The organism is Flavisolibacter ginsengiterrae DSM 18136, assembly GCF_059568575.1.
This window is the reverse complement of sequence record NZ_JCANTR010000008.1, coordinates 183210-207529: the sequence shown is the minus strand read 5'-3', so window position 1 is coordinate 207529 and position 24320 is coordinate 183210. Positions and strand designations below refer to the sequence as shown.

18 protein-coding genes are annotated in these 24320 nt (G+C 42.1%); 16 read left to right on the top strand and 2 right to left on the bottom strand.

Translation table 11 applies throughout. The features are described from left to right. The first annotated feature begins 204 nt into the window (after positions 1–204). The 13 genes from BP74_RS10720 to BP74_RS10660 all read left to right on the top strand — a co-directional run bounded on the left by BP74_RS10720 (position 205) and on the right by BP74_RS10660 (position 17605). Entirely contained in the window at positions 205–798 is a 594-nt protein-coding gene (locus tag BP74_RS10720; RefSeq protein ID WP_496373916.1) for an RNA polymerase sigma factor, read from the top strand. A gap of 74 nt (positions 799–872) precedes the next feature. After that, on the top strand, positions 873–2060 hold the full coding sequence (locus BP74_RS10715) for a FecR family protein (RefSeq protein WP_496373914.1): 1188 nt from the start codon (positions 873–875) through the stop codon (positions 2058–2060). 118 nt (positions 2061–2178) lie between these two features. Further along, on the top strand, positions 2179–5622 hold the full coding sequence (locus BP74_RS10710; protein ID WP_496373912.1) for a TonB-dependent receptor: 3444 nt from the start codon (positions 2179–2181) through the stop codon (positions 5620–5622). Positions 5623–5673: 51 nt separating this feature from the next. Next, positions 5674–7185, top strand: coding sequence for a RagB/SusD family nutrient uptake outer membrane protein (locus BP74_RS10705; RefSeq protein ID WP_496373910.1), 1512 nt, complete (start codon positions 5674–5676; stop codon positions 7183–7185). Between the two features lie 42 nt (positions 7186–7227). Further along, entirely contained in the window at positions 7228–8304 is a 1077-nt protein-coding gene (locus tag BP74_RS10700) for a LamG-like jellyroll fold domain-containing protein (protein ID WP_496373908.1), read from the top strand. Positions 8305–8397: 93 nt separating this feature from the next. Then, positions 8398–9693, top strand: a complete 1296-nt coding sequence (locus BP74_RS10695) for an extracellular solute-binding protein (RefSeq protein WP_496373906.1) — start codon at positions 8398–8400, stop codon at positions 9691–9693. Between the two features lie 3 nt (positions 9694–9696). After that, positions 9697–10809, top strand: a complete 1113-nt coding sequence (locus BP74_RS10690; RefSeq protein WP_496373904.1) for a Gfo/Idh/MocA family protein — start codon at positions 9697–9699, stop codon at positions 10807–10809. Between the two features lie 10 nt (positions 10810–10819). Continuing rightward, entirely contained in the window at positions 10820–11719 is a 900-nt protein-coding gene (locus BP74_RS10685; RefSeq protein WP_496373902.1) for a carbohydrate ABC transporter permease, read from the top strand. A gap of 1 nt (position 11720) precedes the next feature. After that, positions 11721–12548, top strand: a complete 828-nt coding sequence (locus BP74_RS10680; protein ID WP_496373900.1) for a carbohydrate ABC transporter permease — start codon at positions 11721–11723, stop codon at positions 12546–12548. A gap of 19 nt (positions 12549–12567) precedes the next feature. Next, a complete protein-coding gene (locus BP74_RS10675) occupies positions 12568–13995 on the top strand; it encodes a glycoside hydrolase family 130 protein (RefSeq protein WP_496373898.1) in 1428 nt (475 codons plus the stop codon). A 10-nt stretch (positions 13996–14005) separates the two neighbouring features. Further along, positions 14006–15313 carry a hypothetical protein gene (locus BP74_RS10670; RefSeq protein ID WP_496373896.1) on the top strand — a complete coding sequence of 436 codons (1308 nt, stop codon included), beginning with the start codon at positions 14006–14008 and terminating at the stop codon, positions 15311–15313. Then, on the top strand, positions 15313–16449 hold the full coding sequence (locus tag BP74_RS10665; protein WP_496373894.1) for a glycoside hydrolase family 130 protein: 1137 nt from the start codon (positions 15313–15315) through the stop codon (positions 16447–16449). The genes BP74_RS10670 and BP74_RS10665 overlap by 1 nt, the downstream gene beginning before the upstream one ends. 4 nt (positions 16450–16453) lie before the next feature. Next, positions 16454–17605: an ABC transporter ATP-binding protein gene (locus tag BP74_RS10660; protein WP_496373892.1), complete on the top strand. Its 1152-nt coding sequence runs from the start codon at positions 16454–16456 to the stop codon at positions 17603–17605. Positions 17606–17638: 33 nt separating this feature from the next. Here the strand turns inward: BP74_RS10660 and BP74_RS10655 are convergent, their stop codons facing one another. Continuing rightward, the gene (locus BP74_RS10655) at positions 17639–19669 is read right to left on the bottom strand and encodes a PAS domain-containing sensor histidine kinase (RefSeq protein WP_496373890.1); all 2031 of its coding nucleotides are present in this window, start codon (positions 19667–19669) and stop codon (positions 17639–17641) included. 362 nt (positions 19670–20031) lie between these two features. Here BP74_RS10655 and BP74_RS10650 point away from each other — a divergent pair, with 362 nt between their 5' ends. Next, positions 20032–20451, top strand: coding sequence for a response regulator (locus tag BP74_RS10650; protein ID WP_496373888.1), 420 nt, complete (start codon positions 20032–20034; stop codon positions 20449–20451). 236 nt (positions 20452–20687) lie between these two features. Beyond that, positions 20688–20960, top strand: coding sequence for a hypothetical protein (locus BP74_RS10645; protein WP_496373886.1), 273 nt, complete (start codon positions 20688–20690; stop codon positions 20958–20960). 52 nt (positions 20961–21012) lie between these two features. Here BP74_RS10645 and BP74_RS10640 read toward each other — a convergent pair whose 3' ends face one another. Next, complete coding sequence (locus BP74_RS10640) at positions 21013–23313, bottom strand: PAS domain-containing sensor histidine kinase (RefSeq protein WP_496373884.1); 2301 nt, start codon at positions 23311–23313, stop codon at positions 21013–21015. A gap of 258 nt (positions 23314–23571) precedes the next feature. On the opposite strand from BP74_RS10640, the gene BP74_RS10635 reads away from it, so the two are divergent. After that, on the top strand, positions 23572–24195 hold the full coding sequence (locus BP74_RS10635; protein WP_496373882.1) for an START domain-containing protein: 624 nt from the start codon (positions 23572–23574) through the stop codon (positions 24193–24195). Positions 24196–24320 lie beyond the last annotated feature (125 nt).

The following is a 24320-nucleotide window of genomic DNA, read 5'->3' as shown; positions in this document are numbered from 1 at the left end:
GGTTTGAGACATACCTGTAAACAAAAATCCCATGGAGATTTTGATTTTTCCCATTTATAGGGAAGATGCCCAGCTATAGGCAAGGGTTCATAATAAGGTCATTTATACCCTGTTAATATTACAAAAAAGCTTATATTTAGCTTACGGAATTTGCAAGGAGACCAATTACCTTACAATTGACTCCTCTTCTCTGATCACCTCTGCATGAGCCATACTATTGAAGATAATGCCTTAATTGCCAGGTTTCAAAATGGAGACAAGGAAGCCTTCACACAACTGTATGCCTTGTATAGCAGGAAATTGTTTCTCAACCTGGTAAGACTGGTCAAATCGGAAGAGATAGCCGCTGAAATATTACAGGACATATTTGTCATTATCTGGGAAAAACGCAGTTCTATTGAAATACAGCAAAGCTTTCGCGCCTACCTGTATCGCATAGGTGAAAACAAAGTGGCCGATTTTTTCCGTAGAGTAAGAAGAGACAGGAACCTGTTATCCAAAATACAAAAGATCGCATCAGAGCACTATAGTTATATAGAAGAGGATATGATTTCCAGGGAAAATGCTGAAATATTAAAGAAAGCTATTGATACATTACCGCCTCAGAGGAAGCAAATATTCGAATTGTGCAAGTTACAGGGCAAATCCTATAATGAGGTAAGCTCTCAGCTCGGCATTTCCACTTCAACAATTAATGACCATATAGTTAAAGGCACCAAGGCGATCAGGGAATTCCTGTATAGAAATCAACAATATTCAGCTTCGCTTCTCCTTTTTATACTTTTAAAAGAAGTATAACTCCCTGATCATAAAAAAAATTCCGGTAAGAGCAGATGATAATTGCCGTTTAAACGACTTAGTATAAATATCATTTGCCACAGAAGCAAACCATCATACAGCTTTTCAGGAAATACCTGGATAATCAATGTTCGCCAGAGGAGGTGGAAGTTCTCTTTATGCTACTGGATAAAGAAGAGAATGCATCCATCAGGGAAGAATTGATCAATACCCAGTTACAAAGCAATAGCCAGGTCTTTGCAATAGCTGATCCCTTGTTGTATGAAAAGTTGGACATTAGCCTGAAGCAGGTTTTAGCCAGCATTGACCAACCAGCACCAAAAGAAAATAATTCAAGGTTCGTTTACCTTAAATGGGCTGCTGCAGCGGCGGTGTTGATATGCCTGGTATCAGGAGCATATTATTTTAAAACAAGCACCCTTCCCAGGCCGGTTGAAACAGCAAAAACTGTTTTGATAAAAGATGTACCAGCGCCTTCATTGGTGAAGGCCACTTTAAGGTTGGCTGATGGAACTGAAGTAAATCTAGACAATGCAAAAAACGGCTCACTGGCAACCCAGGGCCAGGTACAAATTATAAAAACAGCTGATGGCCAGATAGCCTATGAGGGTAAGGGCAATGAAGTATTGTACAACACCCTTATAAATCCCAGGGGAAGCAAGGTAGTCGCAATCGTTTTGGCGGATGGAACAAAGGTTTGGCTTAATGCAGAGACCACGTTGCGCTATCCTACAGCCTTTGCAGGCAATGACAGAAGAGTGGAGATCTCCGGTGAAGCTTATTTTGAAGTAGCTCATAATCCACAAAAACCTTTCTATGTATCAAAAGGAGGAATTGAAATAAAAGTGTTGGGTACCCATTTCAATGTGAATACCTATGATGATGGATCCCCCGCCAGTGTTACACTTTTGGAAGGATCGGTTAAGGTTACCAGTGAAGGAAAACATTCCATGCTTGTTCCCGGCCAGCAGGCAAAAATGGTTGGTGCAGCTATTCGTGTGTTTGACAATGTTGATATGGATGAAGTGATGGCATGGAAGAATGGCAAATTCCAGTTTGGAGAGAACACAAGCATTGAAACCATCATGAACCAGGTAGCCAGGTGGTACAATGTAGAGGTCGAATACAGGGGTGCGGTCAACCAGCATTTCTGGGGCTCCGTATCGCGGGATGTAAATGTATCACAGGTACTGCATAAAATAGAGAGTACGGGAGGTGTGAAATTTAAAATTGAAGGAAGTAAAGTGCTGGTGATGCCCTAGGTAAAACACCGGCTACATTGATAGATCTGATTTAAGGATATACTACTGTAACCTATTGAAACTGTTTTCCGGTATCATTGATCTGACTGCTATTTATTCACCAGACTAAAACGATGCTATGCTATTTTCGCCATTTTCCAGTTTACGCCGCCAGGGAAATGTTTTATCCGTCAGGAAGTTGCTGCAAGGGATATGTGCGACCGCTTTATTTTCATTGCTGCTTTGCCAGCAGGTAAGCGGCAAAGGTTCAACTATTCCCATTACATTATCTGAGAAGAACGTTTCACTACAAAAAGTATTCAAAGAAATTCAAAAGCAAACCGGCTATGATTTCCTTTGCACGTACGAGCTTTTAGAAAAAGCAGGAAAAGTATCCGTCCAGGTAAAAAATGCTACCCTGGAACAGGCGTTGGAAATTTGCCTGAGGGGAACTGACCTTACTTATCTTATCCTCGACAAAACCATTGTAATCAAACAGAGGGTAAAAAGCCCAAACGAATCAGCGGCAGCTGATCAAAACCTGCCGCCTCCCATCGAAATTTCAGGTAAGGTCACAGACGACCAAGGCAATCCTTTGACCGGGGCATCAGTGAAAATAAAGGGCACCAATATAGGAACGACCACCGATGCCAACGGGATGTTCACTTTAAGAGGTATCAGTGAAAATGCCTCTGTTGAAATATCTTTTGTTGGATTTCAAACACAAACTATTACAGCCAAAGAAAATGGTTTGTTGAACATCGTATTGATAAAGAGTGAAAACAAGCTGGATGATGTGCAGATAGTATTGGTTGGTTACCAGGCACGCAGGCGCTCGGATCTTTCCGGGGCTATTTCGATGGTAAATGTAGGTGGATTGGCCAAACAGCCGGTATTGAACGTGGACCAGGCTTTACAGGGTAAAGCCCCGGGCGTGAGAATAACACAAAATACAGGGCAACCAGGTGATGGTGTAGTAGTCAGGATCAGGGGTGTGGGAACCATTAATGACAACAACCCACTGTTCATAATAGATGGCGTTCCAACTAAGGACGGTATCAATTTTCTATCTCCCAATGATATAGAGTCGCTGGTAGTATTAAAAGACGCTTCTTCAGCAGCAATCTATGGTGCCCGCGCCTCCAATGGTGTGATACTGGTAACTACCAAGGCAGGTAAAAGAGGAACGCCTCAATTTAATTATTCCGGTTATGCAGGCGTGCAAATGCATGGTGATCTGCCTAAAATGCTGAATACAAAACAATATGTAGAGATATACAACGAAGCAGTGAATAATGATAATGCAGAAATCACCAACCCTGCCCTGAAGCGGAAACCTATTCCCGCTGATATGCCCATGGCCAATACGGATTGGCTGGATGAAATATTCCGGACTGCCCCTATTCAAAACCACCAGTTATCGGTAAGCGGGGGAAATGAAAAAACGCTCTACTATATTTCAGGCAATTACTCGAAACAGAATGGGATCATTCTTAATTCATGGTATGAACGCTATTCGCTGCTTTCCAAATTGAATCTGAACCTTACAGACAGGTTAACTGTTTCCAACAGCATCAATCTTTCTTATTCCAATAAAAACAGGATAGGAAGTTCTGGTGATGGTTATGGTGGCAATGGAGGCAGTGTGGTAAGGTATGCCCTGTTTCGCACGCCTGCCATACCGGTGTATGATAGCGTTGGTGTTTACTCCGACCTTCCTGCCTATCCCAATTTTTTTGGCGATGGATACAACCCGGTGGCCCTGGCTAATAAAACTGATAATAAAGAAAAGCAATACAGGGTATTTACCAATCTCAATGCGGAATACAAGATCACCAATAACATACGATTTAAAACAGATGGTGGGCTGGATGCGATCATCACCAATAACAAACGCTTTGATGAAAATTACGGAACCAATTTGCGTGTAAACAGTCCCAACAGGCTTGCACAAAGCACCGCAACGAATTTTAACCTGGTATGGAACAATACGCTGCGTTTTAATAAAGTATATAATCAAACACACAATGTCAACTTTGTTGTAGGTACTGAGGCTATTACCAATAAGACCAATATACATGGAGGTTCAGATAATACTTTTCCTGACCAGATACCCAGCCTCAGGTATTTGAATAATGGATTGAGCCTCTCGAAGACCGTATTTGAAGGGCAGCAGGAATGGTCGCTTTTTTCTCTCTTTGGAAATATCAACTACAGCTATAAGAATAAATACCTCTTTTCAGTGAATGCCCGCCGGGACGGTTCTTCCCGTTTTGGTGCAGACAACAAATACGGCAACTTCTATTCAGGATCATTTGGATGGAATATTCACAACGAAACCTGGGCACAGGAACACTTGTCGATGTTCTCTAAAATCAAATTAAGAGGCAGCTACGGACAATTGGGCAACCAGGATATAGGTAACTATGCTTTCGCATCTATAATTGGCCGTGGTTACAATGCCATTTTTGGTGAATCACCAACCAGCAACCCGGGATATACAGTATCCACAAGAGGCAACGACAAGGTGAAATGGGAATCTTCCACACAGGCAGATGCTGGCCTGGATCTTGGCATCTGGCAAGACAGGCTGAGTCTCGTGGTAGATTATTTTGTAAAAAGAACTTCCGATATGCTCATCCCTATCCCGCTTCCATTGATCGGGGGAAGCGCATCTACGCCATATGTGAATGCAGGAGAAGTAGAGAACCGCGGATTGGAAGTGGAGCTTAATTATGCCAATAACAGCAATAAATTAAAATACAATATCAATATCAATGCTGCCACACTTTCCAACAAGGTTCTTTCATTAAGTAATGGTGAACCGATTCCGGGTGGTAGAATTGATAATGGCATCTATGCCACTTTAACAACGGTTGGCCAACCTATAGGCTCTTTCTATTTATACCAGATGGATGGCATTTTCCAGGACCAGGCAGAGATCATTTCCAGTGCTTACCAGGGAAATAATATCCGGCCGGGGGATGTAAAATTCAAGGATGTAAACAATGACGGTTTTATCAATGAGAAAGACAGGACCTTCCTTGGTAGCGCCATCCCTAAATACACCTATGGTTTTACAGGTAATTTGCAATATTCCAATTTTGATCTTTCTGTTTTCTTCCAGGGCGCGCAGGGCAATAAATTGTATTTGCAGGTAAACCAGGATATCGAAGGCTTTTACAGGGCATTCAATGTAACGCAAAGAGTATATGATGAACGCTGGACGGGTAAAGGATCCGGCAATACCATGCCGCGCGTTTCCTGGTTGGGATCGGCCAATAATAAAACGCCCTCCAGTCGTTTTTTGGAGGATGGCTCTTACCTGCGCCTCAAGAACCTGCAAATAGGATATAACATTCCTCAAAAACTGGTAAACAGGTGGCACATCAAAAATTTAAGGATCTACGTAACGGGACAGAATCTCTGGACCCTTACAAAATATACAGGGCTCGATCCTGAAATGAACACAAGTGATAATCTAAATGCAGAAAAGTATAGGGGAGATGTTGCTGCAGGAATTGACTGGGGTACTTATCCAAGTGCCCGGAGTTTTATTGCCGGCATTAACCTGAATTTTTGATATCCCTGCAAGCGAGCGGGAATTGATATTACTTAAATCGAATTGCTTTATATGAAAAAAAATATTATACTGGTTGTTCTTATCCTCCTGTTTGTATCAAACACCGGTTGTAAAAAATTTATCACCAAAGAGATCGTTGGCGATTACCCCGAGAGCCAGTTTTATAAAACGCAGGCCCAGGCCATATTAGCGATCAATGCAGCGTACCAGCCCCTGGCATTTACCAATTCCAATAATAACCGTTTGTGGGTTTTTGGTGATGTAGCTTCAGATGATGCTGTTAAAGGGGGTATTGCCGGCGACCAGGCAGATATAGAATTGATTGACAAGTTTAATGTAACACCAATTAATGGCAACCTGGAGGCTATGTGGGGATTACTTTATGAGGGGATAACCCGGTGCAATATTGTACTGGCTAAAGTACCATCTATCAGCATGGACCCGCTGTTGCAGTCAAGGATATTGGGGGAAGCCAAATTTTTAAGGGCCTGGTACTATTTTACCCTGGTCAATATATTCGGAGATGTCCCGGTGATACTGGAACCAAAAAATGCGGCTGATCTTCAAATAACGCAATCGCCTGTTGCGGATATTTTTCAAAACGTGATCGAAGCAGATCTTACAGATGCTGCCACCAAACTTCCTGATAAATACAGCGGAGCTGATGTTGGCCGGGTAACAAACGGAGCGGCTACTGCCCTTTTGGCAAAAGCCTACCTGTTCCAGGGCAAATGGGATCTCGCGGCCGTTACAGCAGCGAAGGTGATCAACAGCAATCGCTATAGCCTCAACCAGGTTTACCGCCTCAATTTTGACGCAAAAGTTAAGAACAATGCCAACCCCGAATCCATTTTCGAGATTCAGCATCTTACAGGGCAGGATCCGCAAACCGGTAACCAGTTGAATCAATATTTCGCTCCGCAGGTGGATGGTGGTTATTTCTTCAATGCACCCACCCAAAATTTTGTCAATGAATTTGAAGTTACAGCCAATGGCGACTATGACCCACGCCTGGATTACACTGTGGGAAGAGATACCATGCCATGGTTTAACGGGGAAAAATTCAATAAGGACTGGTCTCCGGAAACAGGATATCTCACCAAGAAGCACCAGCAACCCTTATCCGAAATATCCAAAGCTTTAAAAGGAGATGCGAGCATTGACTACATCGCCATACGGTATGCAGACGTACTGCTTTGGTACGCCGAAGCATTAAATGAATCTGGTCGTCCTGCAGAGGCTTTGATACCACTGAACAAGGTAAGAAAAAGAGCCAGGGAAAGTTATCTCTATGATAATACATTGCCTGGCTACCCGAATATTCCATCCAATTTGTTGCCTGACATCCAATATACCAACCAGGCCGATGTGAGAAGGGCCATACAGCATGAAAGACGTGTAGAATTAGGTTTTGAATTCCACCGGTATTTTGACCTGATAAGATGGGGAGAAACTTATGCTAAGCAAGCATTGCAGGACAGGCCAAATTTTAATTACGCCATCAACAAACATTTCCCGATACCACAGAGTGAAAGGGACCGAAACAAAGCGCTTCATTATTAAAATAAACAGCTTCTTTTCATCACAACAAAAATTAAATAGATTATGCTATTACCAAAAATCAATAATGCCTTTTTCGGAAAACTGGTATTATTAAGCTTATCATTTATGCTGGTTCTTGCCTCCTGCAAAAAAGATTCATCCACACCAGCCCCTACCCCTGCGGATAAAACTGCACTCACGGCAAAAGTAGCCGAGGCGCAAACCTTATATGATGGATCTGTGGAAGGTACCAAGCCAGGGCAATACGAGGCAGGTTCAAAAGCCAGCTTCCAAACCGTATTGAATGCAGCCAAGGCAGTGTTGGCAGATGCCAACGCCTCGCAGACAGCTGTTACCAATGCCCTCGCACAATTAACGGCTGCAATGGACACTTTTAAAACACATTTGATCAAAGAAATAGCCTCAGCTAACCTGATCGGATTCTGGAAAATGAATGGCAATCCTGCAGATTCTTCCGGCAAAGGCAATAATGGAGTATTGACTGCAGGCCATGCATATTATGGTGCAGGTACGCCAACACTTGCCGCAGACCGGTTTGGTCGTGCCAATATGGCCTACCATTTTGATAAAGGTGGAAACATTGAAGTGCCTTACAATACATCTCTGAATCCACAACAATTCAGTATTTCCTTATGGTTGAGAAAGACAGTGGATGGCAGAACAATAAATACAGATACTTATACGATGACCTCTTTAAATCGTTGGAATGGTTATAAATTCCAACTGCAATCTGCCAATAAACTATTCCTGACTGTTAAGGCTGTAAATGGTACAGATACTGCGTATTATGACAGGGATGATGAAACAGCAGTTTTGGACAATAGTACCTGGTATCATGCTGTGGTTACGTTCAAGCCGGGTGAAATGGATTTCTATATTAATGGCGACCTGGTTAAATCATGGACCAATACACCAAATGCACCTATAACTCTTTCAACTCCGATCAATTTTGTTATAGGCCAGGACTTACCTACCAGCAAGTATACAACTGTTGACGGAGATTTCCAGGTAGCATGGGGCGGATATTGGACAGGCGAACTGGATGATGTAATGTTTTACAATGTAGCATTGGATGCCACACAGGTTAAATCCATATACAACAACCAGAAATCTTTATAAGCATATCGCTATGGCTGTAAAGTAATAGCTAAAAAACCTCGCAGTAAAGCTGCGGGGTTTTTTAAAACTTCCTTATTCATCACTGGCCAATCAATGATCATTTTAAAAAGATATTATTACTGCCTGATCGTTTTTCTCTTATTCCTTTCCTGCAGGAACAATACCATACAACATGCAGACATGTTATTCTGGTGTTCCAACAATAACCAGGAAATCAAATTGTGCAGTGCCATCACGGGCAACTGGAATGCAAAGCATACAGCCACACCGGTGCACATGCAACCCATCCCGGAAGGACAATCCAGCGAAGAGGTCATACTTGCAGCGGTAGTAGGCAAATCTACTCCTGATATTTATGCCAATATGTGGCAGGGCAATGTGGAGATGTACGCGCATGCCGGTGTATTGATACCACTGGATACCATTCAGGGCTTTATGGACTTTATTAAAGAAAGGTGCGATAGCAATGTGATCAGGGAGATCACCTCATCGGATGGTCATATCTACCAGGTGCCCTGGAAGGTCAATCCCATCATGACCATCTACAATAAAAAGGCATTTAAAGAGAATGGCATCAATAACATCCCTTTAACTTATTCTGCTTATATCGATGCGGCAGAACAATACAAAAACCATAACCAGAATACGGATAACCATTTCGGCTATACTGCGGTGAAAGCCATCTGGTATGAAAGGTTATTCAATTACTATCCACTATACCTGGCTGCTTCCGGTGGCAAACCCTTAATAGAAAATAATAAAGCTGCATTTAATAACCAGTATTCCGTGCAGGTATTTCGTTTTTTACAAACACTTTATTCAAAAAATTATTTCTCACGGGAAAATACAGCAGCTTCAACTGATCCCTTTGTCATTCAAACCATAGCTACCAAATGGACCGGCCCATGGGAGATCCCATACCTGAATAATATACCTAACAGGGGTTTTGATTTTGATTATTTTCCTCCCATTGTTCCCGATGATCATACAGGACCTGTATATACCTATGCAGACCCAAAGAACATAGTCTTATTTAATACATGCAGAAATCCACGTGCCGCCTGGGAGTTTGTCAAGACCCTGGTGGACAAGGAAGGAGACCTGCAGTTATTAAAAGTTACAGGGCAGCTTCCCCGAAGGCAGTCCCTGGATACAGACAATTTTTATGCTGGCTATTTTAACCAGAATCCGGGTATGCGGCTTTTTGCCAGGCAAGTACCCTTTGTAAAAGGAATAGATAATTGTGAAGTGATCGTAGAGGTCCTGGATATTATTTCACAGGAATATGAGGCCTGCGTGATCTATGGTAAAAAGACGCCCGAAAAGGCAATCAGTGATGCAGCTGAAGCTGTAAATATTCTATTAAGCAAGGAAGTGCATAATAACTAAGCTTTGAAAAACGAACTCAATATAGGAATTGTTGGTGCCGGAAATTTCGCAGCCTTTGCTGCCAGCGCATTCCTTGAACTAGAGGGTGTGCGGATACTTGCCGTATCGGATACCTTTGAACAGGCAGGTCGTAAACTGGCTAACAGGCTGACGGCTACTTTTCACATAGATTATATTCATCTGCTGGCAGATAAACGGATTGATTTAATATATATAGCCACTCCTCCGTTTCTTCACTACACCATCTCAAAAGAGGCCTTAAGGTCAGGAAAACATGTCATTTGCGAAAAGCCTGCGGCATTAAACCTGGAAGAAGCAGAAGAATTGCAGGTAATGGCCAAACAAGCTGGATTATTATACGTGGTTAACCTGATGCAGCGCTACAATCCTTTATACCGGCAGGTGAGTGCTATTATCAATGAAGGCATTCTAGGAGCCTTTCTCCATGGATTCTTTGAGAATTATGCAAGCGATGAATACCTTGATAAAGCGCATTGGTTCTGGAATGAATCAATGAGTGGCGGGATCTTTATTGAACATGGTGTACACTTTTTTGATATGTTTTCCGGCTGGCTGGGCAAGGGAGAGGTCATCAACGCCATACAGTTAACCAGGCCTGGCACTCAACCATCGGTAATAGACAGGGTTCATGCAACATTATTGTACCCGCAGGGGATCGTTAATTTTTACCACGGCTTTGATCAGCCTAAAATATTGGACAGGCAGGAAATGCGGCTACAGTTTGAACGAGGTGATATTACACTTTATGAATGGGTGCCTGTTTCCATGAAACTTCATGGACTTATACAACAAGATGGTAAAAAGCGGCTACTTGAAATATTAGATCCTGGTACTGTAAGCCTGGATAGTCACCATGAAAAAACCGTGCAGGCAAAAGGTAGATTTAAAGATATAACCTATGATGACCTTGTAACCATCCACTACCACAACAGGAAAGACAAAGAAACGCTATACCAACAATTGCTGACAGATATGCTGCTGGATCAATGGCAATGGATCAGGGACAGGTCGCATGCCAGGGTGATCGATGATAGCAACGCGGTGGAATCACTTCGGGTGGCGGTGGAGGCTAAAGAAAAAGCTTTACAATTTTAAATACCATCGGATGTCAACAACCATAACGATGCATAGTAAAAAGTCAGGACGGTTATCAGGCGCCAGGTTATTGCCCTACCTGTTAGTGTCACCCTACCTGGTGTTTGTTTCGGTTTTCGTGTTGTTCCCGGTATTGTTTTGCTTGTTTCTGACCTTTCACAAATGGAATATTATCGCACCCATGCAATTCGCAGGAACAGATAATTATTCAAGACTTTTCCAGGACCGTCTTTTCTGGAAAGCCATTGGCAATACATTAAAGTTCTTATTGCTCCACATTCCCCTTCAATTGGTCCTGTCACTAACCCTCGCCTGGTTATTAAACCAAAAGATCAGGGCAGTATCTTTTTTCAGGGCTTCTTTTTTCATGCCTGTAATCGTTTCAGGCGTAGTGGTCACTATTTTATGGCAGCAGTTACTGGGGTATGATTCAGGACTCATTAACAGGCTGCTAATGACAATAGGAATAAACAAGGTTGGCTGGCTGGTAGATCCTGACATGGCTATTTATTCCATAGCTGTAATGGCAACCTGGAAAAATGTTGGCCTTTATGTGATACTGTTCCTGATAGGATTACAGACAGTGCCACCACAATATTATGAAGCTGCGGAACTGGATGGCGCTTCGCGGTGGCAACAATTTTATCACATTACCCTGCCGATGATCAATCCCACAATTTTCATGGTGGTGATATTGTCAACTATTGGTGGTTTTTCACTATTTATTGAACCCTACATCATGACCGGAGGAGGTCCTTTGAATACCACACTTTCTGCAGTGCTGTATATATACAAACAGGCATTCCAGTATTACAATATGGGTTACTCGGCAACACTTGGCTTTTTCTATGCCATCATGATCATGACCGTGGTAGTATTACAGAAGAAATTCATTGAAAAAGAAGTATAACATGACTGCAAGCCTGAACATAAAAAAAATAATTACCTATGCCGCATTAGGTATTGCAGCCATAACCTTTATCTATCCTTTTATATGGATGATAGGAGCTTCACTGGCACCGCTACATGAAGTAGGGACTATGAAGTTCTGGCCTCAACATCCAACCCTTAGCAATTTCCAATTGATGATCGGCAAGATTCCTATCGGCCGGTCACTCCTCAATAGTTTGCTCGTAGCCATACTTACCACTTCACTGGTGCTGTTGACAGGTTCTACTGTAGGCTATGCCCTGGCTAAATTGCAGTTCAGGGGGAGGCAATTGATATTTTATGTTATTGTATTTACCATGTCACTACCCTTCCAGATCACGCTTATCCCTAACTATATAACCATGGTGAACCTGCGCCTGGTTGACAGTTATTTTGCATTGGTAATACCATTCGCTGTAAGCGCTTTTGCCATATTAATGTTCCGGCAGGCATTCCAGGGATTACCCCAGGCATTGATAGATGCTGCCAGGTTGGACGGTTGCTCGGAATTCAGTCTTATTTTCCGGATTCTATGGCCCAATATCAAACCTACCATCATCACTGTTGCTATTCTCACCTTTATAGGTTCGTGGAACGAGGTGCTGTGGCCATTGATCGTGATCCGGAATGAACAATTAATGACCATGCCTCAATTAGTTACCCTGTTTGCAGTAGGTGGGCGGGCAGACAGCCAGTTAGGTGTCAAGATCGCGGCGGCGGTGTTGCTGGCCCTACCTGTTATGATTGCGTTCCTGTTTTTTCAAAAGCATTTTATACAAAGTATGGCTTCTACCGGCCTTAAGGATTGATAATATAATTAGGTAATAAATGAAAATTACGAAGAGCTCCATAAGATTACACGCCTCTGCAGAAGCAGTGATCAATCAATACCTGCACTTGCCTGGTCCGGGGAGAATAGAAAACACTGTTAAACGGGTGGAAAAACTTTCAGAAGATGAGGTACATGCCTGCATGGCTGAAGTGCATAAGGATTTTTCAGCAAGGCACAGAAACCTGGAAGGTGTGCTACTGGATAATTTTTTAAAGGTTAGCAAGGAATACGCGGCAGATATTTCCTGGTTCTCCCATGCAAGAAAATTATTGCTTGGATCTTTTTTCACTAAAGAGTATGCTATCCAGACGGCGGCTTTATTTAACCCTTCCATTGTTCCGCACCCGGATCAATCGAACCTGGGTCCTGGTGAACAACGCTTCATCATGAGCCTTAGAGCCACAGGTGAAGGACATATTTCTTCAGTGATCTTTAAAACAGGAATCATTGATGATACTGCGCGTATTTCACTGGATGCCGGATCGGGCTATTTTACCAGCCTGAAAAAAAACCCTGAAAAGACTTACAGCATTGATTTTGTAAAGGAAAGGGCAAGCTTATTCCCTCATTTCAATTTAGCAGTATTAGGCACCCTTCCTGAAAAATTTACCGCAAATGAGGCCCTCCTTACTACCAGGAAGGCCTATCCGAAAGATAGCAATGAAGGGATTTCTGTTAAAATACTGGAGGAAATATTCGATACCAATTATGAGCTGCAACCCTCTTCGGGGCTTCCCATGATGGAGAAAGTGATCTTTCCCAACGCCAGGGCAGAATCTATGGGCATGGAAGATGTGAGGCTGGTAAAATTTACAGATGACAATGGAGAGACCTGTTATTACGGAACATATACAGCCTATGATGGCCATCATATCAGGACCCAACTGTTGGAAACAAAAGACTTTGATGTATTTAACATACGTACCTTATACGGAAATGCAGTATCGGATAAAGGAATGGCCTTATTGCCAGAAAAGATCAATGGGCAATATGTAATGATATCAAGACAGGGTGGAGAAAAGATCAATATCATGTTCTCTGAGAATTTATATAAATGGGATAATTACCAGTTGCTGATGGAACCTGAATATACCTGGGAAATGGTGCAATTGGGCAACTGCGGATCACCATTTAAAACAGAAATGGGATGGGTGCTCCTTACACATGGTGTTGGCCCCATGAGAACATATGTAATAAGCGCCATTTTACTGGACCTGGAAGACCCTGCAAGGGTCATAGGAAGGCTGGATCAACCCCTTATCAAAGCAGATGAAACAGAACGGGAAGGTTATGTACCCAATGTTGTTTACACCTGTGGTTATTTGCAACATGGTTCGCTCCTTCTTATTCCCTATGCTGTTTCAGATTCTGCTACAGGCTTTGTAACACTGAACCTGGATGAATTATTGGATGAGATGACCTAATTAAATTATTATGAAAAAAGAATTACAGTTTTTGATATGTCTTTTTGCCATTAGCTGTATGGCTGCTACCTGTAAAAAGCAAAGTACTACCACACCCGTGCCACCAGTGGATTCTTCCCTTGTGAATATGCGTCACCTGGACTATTTATATACTCCATTTCAATTTGGTACGGGCGCGAATGCAGCAGGAATTTATATATATGCAGAAGCACCCGATTACCACCTGGTAGCAGATGCTGATGAAGGGTTTACCTGCGTGGATGACGTAGCCAGGGCGTTGCAGGTTTATGTCAGAAACAAATCTTTTAATTCAGATACAGCTATTCAAAATAAGGCTTCAAACCTGGCCAGGTTCATTTTGGAAATGCAATCTGCCAATGGATATTTTTACAATTTTGTATTCCCGAATCTATCTATTAATACCAGTGGTTCTACAAGCATTAATATACCCAACTGGTGGTCATGGAGAGCCCTGTATGCATTATCAGAAGCAGCACCAATGATCAGGACTAAGGATGCTGCTCTTGCCGGCCGCATGGATCTTGCTATTGAGAAGCTGGTAACCAGGATCAAAGCTGACCTGGTGAACATACCCAAGGACCCAGAAATAGTAAGCGGTATTATTGTCCCCAAATGGTTGCCTGCAGGTAGCGGAACTGACCAGGCAGCAATACTGATCCTGGGTTTAATTCCTTATGCTACCGCCAATAATGATGCAGTGGTCAAAAGTTTTATTCAAAAACTGGCGGACGGCATAGCCTTGATGCAACAAGGTGATGACACGCATTTTCCCTATTCCTGCATCCTGAGTTGGGCCAATACCTGGCATGCCTATGGCAGCGACCAGGCCTATGCTTTAATGAAGGCTGGACAATTTCTTGGAGATCCCGCCTATTCTGCAAAAGGAATGGCTGAAGTGGACAATTTTTATCCCTGGTTACTAAAAAACGGTATGAAATCTTCCTTTGTGGTCGAAAACAATGGTTCCGGGATCCGGCTAAGCAGCGAAAAAACCTATGAGCAGATAGCTTATGGCATCAGGCCGATGGTTACGGCTGCAACAGAAGCATACAGGATCACCCGCCAGGATAAATATGCTGACCTGGCCGGCCACCTTGCCGCATGGTTCCTGGGGGCAAATGATGCGCAAACTAACATGTATGTTCCAGCTACAGGCAGAGGCTATGACGGCATTCAATCTTCCACCAGTATAAACAGAAACTCTGGTGCAGAATCAACCATTGAATCTTTGATGGCCATGCAATTGGTAGAAGAATTTCCTGCTATCAAATCAGCTCTAATGAAATATAAAAAATAATGGCACCTATTATTTCGGATACGATCATTTTATCACCATCAGACATTGACCTGTCTTACTCCCCGCTGCGTAAGGGTCTGAGTGCACCAACCTATGTACTGGGTGCTTTCAATCCCGGGATGTGCCGCCTGCCCAATGGCAACCTGCTGATCATGGTGAGGGTAGCTGAAGCTCTATCCCATGCAGTGACAGAGGATAAAGTGCATTGCATCCGTTGGGAAAATGATCATTATGTTATGGATGCCTGGGATATGGCGGATGTAACGATGAATGACCCAAGGAAATTCAGCATCAATAGGTATAATTTTCCAGTATTTGCCCTCACCTCCCTGTCCTGGCTTTTACCAGTAGAAATCAACCAGGATGGGACCTCCGTAGTACATATTCATTATGATAAAATCATAGCTCCGGCGTCCACAAGCCAGGAATATGGAATTGAAGATGCAAGGATATCGTTTATTGATGGGCGCTATTATATGACAACCTGTTGCGTGAGCTCCGAAAGGCATTCTACTATGTTGTATGTTTCGGACGACGGATTGAATTACAGGAACCTTGGGATCGTGCTGGACCACCAGAACAAAGACATGCTGTTGTTTGAAGGCAAAATACAGGACAGGTATTTTGCCTTGACCAGGCCACTGGGGGAATGTTATTTTGCTTCAGCACCTAACTCCCTCTATCACCCGGGAGCTGCCATCCACCTGGCTTCTTCGCCTGATCTTTTACACTGGAAGCCGTCAGACAAGCCTTTTTTAAGAGCGCGGAGATCATCCCTTTCCAATGTAAAAATTGGCGGAGGCACACCACCCATACTAACAAGCGACGGTTGGTTAATACTTTACCATGGCGTAGAAAACAATTCCGAGGTTGGAACCTATCGAACTTTCTGGGCTTTACTGGATAAAACAGATCCTTCTCAAATAATTTACCTGTCCGATACCATTCCATTACTGGAAGCCAATAATGAATTAACGAGGCGCATAGAAAGCCAGGTTTATTTACATGATGTAGTATTTACCACAGGTATAGCAACATACCAGGATGATTATATTTTGGCTTCCGGGGAATTAGACCTGGCTTGCCGTATCACCAGGGTAAAAAAAGAATATTTTTCAGTTTCATATCACAACTAAGTTTATGGCAGAAGTCATTATACAACATATCTCGAAAATCTATAGTGATACGGATAAAGAAAGAGGAAGAAAAAAAGCTGTGGATGATATCTCATTCACCGCATATGATAAAGAGTTTATGGTACTTGTAGGACCTTCAGGTTGTGGCAAGTCTACGCTATTGAGAATGATAGCAGGGCTGGAAGAGATCAGTGAAGGCAGTTTGATGATCGATGGCAACAGGATGAATGAATTAAGTCCACGCCAAAGAGATATAGCCATGGTGTTTCAAAACTATGCCCTGTATCCCCATATGACTGTTTATGATAACATTGCCTTTGGTTTAAAACTTCAGAATTTCAGCAAGGCTGATATCAGGAAACGTGTGATGGAGACGGCACAATTACTGGAAATAGAGGATGAATTATATAAAAAACCAAAGACGCTTTCGGGCGGCCAGCGGCAACGGGTGGCTATTGGGAGAGCTATCATACGTCGCCCAAAGGTTTTTCTTTTTGATGAACCATTAAGTAATCTTGATGCCAAGTTGAGAAGCCAGATGCGTATTGAATTGCAACGACTGCATCGGGAGATCAATGCTACCATGATCTATGTTACACATGATCAAACGGAAGCAATGACGCTGGGGCACAGGATAGCTGTACTGAATAAAGGAAAGCTGATGCAACTGGATACACCTATGAACCTATATGATCATCCTGCCAATAAATTTGTTGCAGGCTTTATTGGATCTCCCTCCATGAACTTTTTAAAAGGACGTATTAAAAAGGATACAAACCTTTTTTTCGAACATGAGTCGCAACAATGTCCAATTATATTAGGCCAGGACCTGGAGGCTTCTTTAGGCAGTTATGTAAACAAAGAAGTTATACTTGGAATAAGGCCTGAAAATATTAACCTGTCAGGTTCTACCAGTCAATCAGATTGCAGCCTGGACGTTATTGCCTTTGAAAATATGGGCAATGAACAGTTGATCTACCTGTCATTAGGAAATCAAACGATCATTGCCAGAAGGCCTCAAACCCATGAAATTGAAATAGGAGACAAACTGCAACTATCACTTTCAAGGAATAATATGCTGTTTATGGTAGAGAGTACAGGCCAGGTTATTCATACAGCGTTGCAGTCAACTGATGCCATTCTGCCTGGTGCCTGATACACCTGCCAGCTATACAACGAAAAGAGATTATTAACCCTCCTGAACTGATGGCAATAAAATATTAAAACTGGCCCCTTTACCGGGTTCACTTTCCGCCCAGATAAATCCTTTATGATTTTCTACAACCTTTTGTACAATGGCCAGTCCCACCCCGGTGCCTTCATATTCTGATCTTCCATGCAGGCGCTGAAAGAGCTGAAAGATCCGGGCAGCATCTTCGTTTTTAAAACCTATCCCGTTATCAGTAACCTGGATGTTGTAATAAGTTGAACTCCTGCTTTCAACAGGAATGTTTTTTATTTCATTTCCCGGTAACAGTTTAACACTAATATGCACTCTTGCCCCTTCACCTATTTTATGGTATTTAAGAGCATTGCTCAGAAGGTTTTGGAACATTTGCCTCAACTGCCTGGCATCTCCATTAACATGAGGTAAATCTTCATAGACCACAGAAGCGCCATTTTCAATAATAGTGGCTTCCATATCATCCAGCACATCCTGGACCACGGCGGATAAGTCAACATCCTGGAAGCCTGTTATTCCCAAAGAAGTATTAGAATATGCAAGCAGGTCATCTATCAGCACCCGCATTCGGTCTGTTGTCTTCCTGATGCGGTCAGTAATCCGCTTATCATCTTCATCAAGTGATGGATTGATCTTGGCTATAAGCCGATCCATAAAGTAGGTGATCTTTCTCAAGGGCTCCTGCAGATCATGCGAAGCGGCATAAGTGAACTGCTTGAGTTGTTCGTTCAACTGGGTCAGTTCTTTTGTTCTTTCCTCAATCTTTTGTTCCAATAATTCAGCTGCCTTTCTTTCATTGGTTATATCCATTACTGTTCCTACCAGGGATACTGGCTGGCCATTTTCAAACATATATTTACCATTCAGCCGGATCCATTTCAAGGTATTGCCGGGAAGTATAATACGGGCTTCGTAAAAAAGCTCTCCTGTTTTTAACGCCTGTTCATGTGCTTTTTTCCTGATGAGAACATCCTCAGGATGTATTTTTTCCATAAGGAACCTGTGCGTGATTGGCTCGCTATCTTCAATGCCAAATATGTCTTTTAACCGGTCTGAGTAAACTATCTGTTCGCGCTCCAGGTCAATATCATAGGTGCCTAGATGGGCTGCAGCCGCGGCAAGCCTGGTACGGGCTTCGCTTTCTTCAATTTTCCGCCGGGCCATGACCTGCTCTGTCACATCGGTAGCTACCACCAACAAGCCTGAAATGCTACCATTACCCTCGCGAAATGGTTCATAAACAAAATTGACATAGATATTTTCCACTTTTCCTTTCCTGGGCAGCGGTATAGGTCTTTCATTAGCTGTAAAAGTTTCCCCTGTGGTATAAACATGCGATAATACTTCTTCCAAACCCAGGTGCCTTGCTTCTGGCAATCCATCAAATATGGGTCGGTGTAACAGTTCATCAGCCCCTCTGCCCCACAATTCATACATTCTTTCATTGGCAATTTCCAAAATAAAGGAAGGACCTTTAAGTATACTCATGGCAACAGGGGATTGTAATATTGTATTGCGAAGGTTTCGTTCGCTTTCCCTAATCTTCCGGGTAGCCATTACCTTGTCGGTAGTTTCAATACAGGCACAAAACAATCCACCTACCTTACCTGATTCATCCATGACCGGGCTATAGGAAAATGTAAAATAAGTTTCTTCTATATAGCCATGCCGGTTCATATATAAAACCTGGTCATCAGACCAGGTGGAATTACCATTGAAAACGCGATCTACGAGGGGACCCAGGTCATCCCAAATCTCAGCCCAACCTTCCTTGCCCGATTTGCCTAAAAGAGTGGGATGCTTTTCCCCGGCAATAACCCTGTAAGCATCATTATATATTGTGGTAAGGCCAGGGCCCCACCATACAAACATGGGAAATTTGGAGTTTAACAGCAGGTTTACTGTGGTGCGCAGACTTTGTGGCCAGGTTTCAGGCCTGCCAACAGGTGTAATACTCCAATCCTTTGTGCGGATCAGTTCACCCATAGAGCCACCATTATTAAGAAAAGCAGGCGACTGCGCATCCTGGATCATCATGTTAATTGTAACTGATTAAAGGGTTTAAGGTCAAAAATATTGCTTTTTATTATCCGAGTTGAAGGCTTATGCAGCTTATAACTAATAAGAATATGCCAACCCCAAATATCAAAACACTCTTTTCAAATTCTTAACAACAACTCTTTACTATTCTTTGTTCAGTATCAATCCTGAGGAATAGTATTCAAGGCCCCATAATGTCAGAAGACATTTTTTGAACGAAATTGGGACATTCCTTACTCAACGATCATAAGGCTTCATTCATCGAAGCAGAATAATATTCACTTACAGATCAAACTAAATTTGTATTTCATTCCCTGGTCTTGTGGGAATTCTTTTCACTCCGGCTAACTTGAAAAACCATGGATATTCTGACAAAACAACCAACCATACTTTGGGTAGATGATGATGTTGATGACCTCATGATGATCGGGCATGTATTGCACGATATGGGTCAAAAAGTCAATGTAATGGAAGCAGGCAATGGCAAGGAAGCACTTGAACTGTTGCAGGAACTGCATGATCAGGAACAATCGCCCTGTCTCATTGTGCTGGATCTGAACATGCCTGGTATGGATGGGAAGCAGACCCTGCAATATATCCGTAGTCAGAATCATTTTAAGACAATTCCCCTTGTAGTATTTACTACCTCCGATCGTGAGGCTGACATCGCCTTTTGTAAACAATTTAATGTCCCGCTATTTACCAAACCTATTGATTATAAATCCCTTAAAAAGACCATGGGGGATATAGTAGGATTTTGCAAACCTGTATATCAATAAGACTCTGATCCTCCCTGAGATAATGCATTATTCTCTATTCCAATATTCTTTTAACTGTAGTACTGTAACTAATTTACTTAACTGTGGACTCTTTTGCTAACCAGACATTTATAATGAGGTGAATTCTTTACACAACTTCATTAAATAACCAGGTTAAAAGTTCATTGTTTCTTTGAATATTTTCAGCACAACAATTGATAGTAGAACAAGGTCAGCTAACCTTGTAAACCAGTGATATGGATGCCATAGTGAGAATGGGAGATGCTTTTATTCATTATAATATTTCCCGCGAAGCCCATGGAATTTACCAGGCCCGCCTGGTAAGGTACGAAGGGTGCCCTACTGAAGAACCGCCCCCTGAATTGGTTTTGACCAGGGGTTATCGATGCTGGGCTGGCAGTGCCGATTATCCATTACTTTTAAATGAGTTGGGAAAATTGATAGATTCGCTCTCTCCTGCTAATGAACCCAATATTGATACTACCATGGGAAGGCCTATAGCGCCATAGGTTTAATCAGTATTTATGTTGGATGACAGTTACTATAGGTATAGTAAAGGAATTATTGAACAGGCAAGAGGATGCTAAAGGTGGCACCTTTTCCCGGTTCACCTGTAGCCTTTATATAACCATTGTGGTTTTCGACTACTTTTTTGACAATTGAGAGACCCACTCCTGTTCCTGCATATTCATATTTACCATGAAGCCTGGTGAACATTTGAAATATGCGCTCAGCATCCTGCTGATCGAATCCGATACCATTATCTGTGACCTCAATGAGATGGAATTGATTATTCCATAATCCGGAAGGGACGTTCATGCCAGAATCCACCCCCGAAACCTGCCGTGAAGTGACAGAAATAACAGGAACTTCCCCCTGCTTACTGTACTTAAGTGCGTTGCTTACCAGGTTTTGAAACATTTGCTGCAATTGCCGGCGATAACCCTTTACCTTAGGAAGTGTGCCAATGTTGATTATTGCCTGTTTTTCCTTAACCGGCACTTCAAGATCATCAAGCACTAAAAGAAGCTTTTTGTGAAGGTCAATTTCTTCAATTTCTGACTGCCGATGGTTTACCAGCGAATATTGCAATAAATCATCGATCAGTAAACGCATACGCTCAGTTGCTTTTTCCATACGTGACAGAACATCAAGCTCTTCCTCATCCAGTCTTTCACTGATTTTTGATTTTAAACGCTCGGTAAAAAACTGGATTTTCCTGACGGGTTCTTTCAGGTCATGTGATGCGGCATGTGCAAATTCTTCAAGACTGTTATTGGAGCGTTTTAGTTCTTCCACCACTGAGGCCATTTCCAATTGCAGTTTTTTTACATCGGTATAGTCGGTAAATGTTATTAAAACGCCTTCTTCAAAAGGTGTGCACATAATATCTATCCAGGCATCCCTATTTTCAGACCGGTAATGAAACTCTACCCTATTCACCTGTTTTCTTTCAAGGGTATCACAAAAAAGATCAAATAAGCCATTTCGTTTATAATCAGGAAACCAATCACTTCCCAAAGAGCCTACCAGGTCATCGGGCTGCCTGTTAACATAAGATGCTACGGTACGATTAACAATAACAAACCTGAAGTCGATGATAATTCCCTGGTCATTAAATACCGGAACAATATTAAAAATCCCTGATTGAGAGCGATTAATGATCGTTTGCAATTGCCCTGCAGATTGTTCTATGGCTATTTGAGCTTCCCGTGAAGATGTGATATCTGTAAATATTGTAATTATATGTTCTGCATCCATCCTTGAGATGGATATTTCCAACCAGCGACCCGTAGATTCCAAAAGATACTGTGTTTGAATGGGTTCTCCTGTTTCCAGTGTTTGTACACACATCCTGAAATAGGCTGATTCCCTGATGTTCGGTTCTAACTCCACAGCAGTCTTACTAAGATATAGCTCCTTTGGAATGCCTGTAAAATTTATTGCTGCATCGTTGGCCAAAATAGTACGCCCATCAACCACCCTACCTTCACTGTCACGCATAACCTGGGTTACAGATATGCCGTTAGCAGAATATTTAAGGATATTATCAAGTAATGTATTTTTTTTCTGCACTTCAGAAAGTGCGTTTTTAAAATCTGTTATATCTGCAAAGTTGACATAGATCTCCTCTTCTCCCAGTTTAGTCACCACCACATCATACCAGGAGTTTAATCCATCTCCCTTATAATACATCTGGTGCCTTACTGATTTTCCGGTTATTAAGACCTGGCAGTTGAGATCAAATGTTCCATTTTCTTTGGAAGAAGGAAATAGGGACAGATAACTTTTACCAACAACCTGGTCTTCCGGAAGGCCAATTATCCGAATGAACTCATGGTTGATGCTTGTTATGAGAAAATCAACTATTTCTCCTTTTTCATTTTCAATTGCCTGGCAGGAGAACCAGCCATTGAGCGAATTATTTAAAATAAGATTGGTCAGTTCCGCCTGGCGCCTTTTTTCCCTACGTTCCTTAACTTCTTCAGTAATATTAATGGCCACGGTAAGCACACCGTTTTCAACGGGTAATCTTTTTACCCTGAAATGTTTATCCAACACTTCATTAAAATAGGAAGATTCTGATGGAACTCCAGATTCATAAACCTGCCTGAGTTGGTCAAAAAGTATGGCCCTGGTACCACTATCAGCTCCGGGAACGGACTTTGCCTTTTGTCCCACCAATTGATCCACTTCTAAATCAGCCTGCCTTGCTGCTTCCTTATTGCAGTAAATGATCTCAAAATCTTCCAGGCCTTTTCCTGACCCATTTCCGAAAAAAGGTACAAAATATACGATTGCATCTGGCTGATTATCCAATATGGCATTTAGGAGGATACCGTTCAGAGGGAAACTGATCATGTCAAAAATGTGATTAATGAAGATAACTACTTTGCTTTTTAAATTAATGTATCAGCAAATCCAGGGAGCCCTGCTTCATTCAGAACTTCACACTTAAAATAGAAATGTAATTATTGTACCAGACCTGTAAAATGACAACTCATCATTTATTGCTCATATTACAATTTTACCCATTCATACATAAAATCTTATGAAATCTAATGAGTTAGCAGCGTTTCCTATGCCTGGATCGTTTTATTATACTATAATAGTAAGTAAATGAGACTTAGATCAGTTCTATATAAAATATTGCTACCAGCAATTCTTTTGGGTAATGACTTTTCATTATTTCCACAACAGCCTCAGATGGACTGGCACCTGGTAAAGAATAAAAATGATATCCGTGTTTACACAGCTGACAACCGGGCTTCGGGATTAAAGCATATAAAAATCAATGCATCCTTTAATGGAAAGATTGCAACGGTAAACAAAATCTTTAGAAATATACAGCTTCAAAAAAACTGGGTTTATGCAACCCGCAATGCCTACCTGGTAAAACAGGTGGATGATAACCATATATTGTATTATAATGAAACTTCGCTTCCCTGGCCTTTTAGCGACAGGGATGCTTCCATATTAATGACTATTGAAAACAAGACAAATTCCATTTCTATCATCCAGACCGCCAGGCCTGATGCCATACCCATAAATAAGGGCATTGTACGTGTGCCAATGCTGGAAGGTAAATGGGATATAAAAGAAGATGGAACGGGCCGGCTTACTATAGAATATTTACTTGACATTGACCCCGGGGGCTCGATACCCGGGTGGATGGCCAACCTTTTCATCAATAAAGGGCCATATGAGACATTTCTCAATCTTCGAAAATTACTGAAAGAATAGAATTCATGCTTCCAGGCCCTTAATTAAATATGTAAATGAATAAAATGGGCTCTTTTACTGGTTCATTGAAAGAACGCGGTCCCAGTTTTGAATAGAGTTATATCGCTGAAATTTTAAAGGTCATA

Coding starts and splice junctions, on each gene's coding strand:
- BP74_RS10720 (WP_496373916.1), top strand. CDS start 205: ATGAGCCATACTATTGAAGATAATGCCTTAATTGCCAGGTTTCAAAAT.
- BP74_RS10710 (WP_496373912.1), top strand. CDS start 2,179: ATGCTATTTTCGCCATTTTCCAGTTTACGCCGCCAGGGAAATGTTTTA.
- BP74_RS10705 (WP_496373910.1), top strand. CDS start 5,674: ATGAAAAAAAATATTATACTGGTTGTTCTTATCCTCCTGTTTGTATCA.
- BP74_RS10700 (WP_496373908.1), top strand. CDS start 7,228: ATGCTATTACCAAAAATCAATAATGCCTTTTTCGGAAAACTGGTATTA.
- BP74_RS10695 (WP_496373906.1), top strand. CDS start 8,398: ATGATCATTTTAAAAAGATATTATTACTGCCTGATCGTTTTTCTCTTA.
- BP74_RS10685 (WP_496373902.1), top strand. CDS start 10,820: ATGTCAACAACCATAACGATGCATAGTAAAAAGTCAGGACGGTTATCA.
- BP74_RS10680 (WP_496373900.1), top strand. CDS start 11,721: ATGACTGCAAGCCTGAACATAAAAAAAATAATTACCTATGCCGCATTA.
- BP74_RS10675 (WP_496373898.1), top strand. CDS start 12,568: ATGAAAATTACGAAGAGCTCCATAAGATTACACGCCTCTGCAGAAGCA.
- BP74_RS10670 (WP_496373896.1), top strand. CDS start 14,006: ATGAAAAAAGAATTACAGTTTTTGATATGTCTTTTTGCCATTAGCTGT.
- BP74_RS10665 (WP_496373894.1), top strand. CDS start 15,313: ATGGCACCTATTATTTCGGATACGATCATTTTATCACCATCAGACATT.
- BP74_RS10660 (WP_496373892.1), top strand. CDS start 16,454: ATGGCAGAAGTCATTATACAACATATCTCGAAAATCTATAGTGATACG.
- BP74_RS10655 (WP_496373890.1), bottom strand. CDS start 19,669: ATGATGATCCAGGATGCGCAGTCGCCTGCTTTTCTTAATAATGGTGGC.
- BP74_RS10650 (WP_496373888.1), top strand. CDS start 20,032: ATGGATATTCTGACAAAACAACCAACCATACTTTGGGTAGATGATGAT.
- BP74_RS10645 (WP_496373886.1), top strand. CDS start 20,688: ATGGATGCCATAGTGAGAATGGGAGATGCTTTTATTCATTATAATATT.
- BP74_RS10640 (WP_496373884.1), bottom strand. CDS start 23,313: ATGATCAGTTTCCCTCTGAACGGTATCCTCCTAAATGCCATATTGGAT.
- BP74_RS10635 (WP_496373882.1), top strand. CDS start 23,572: ATGAGACTTAGATCAGTTCTATATAAAATATTGCTACCAGCAATTCTT.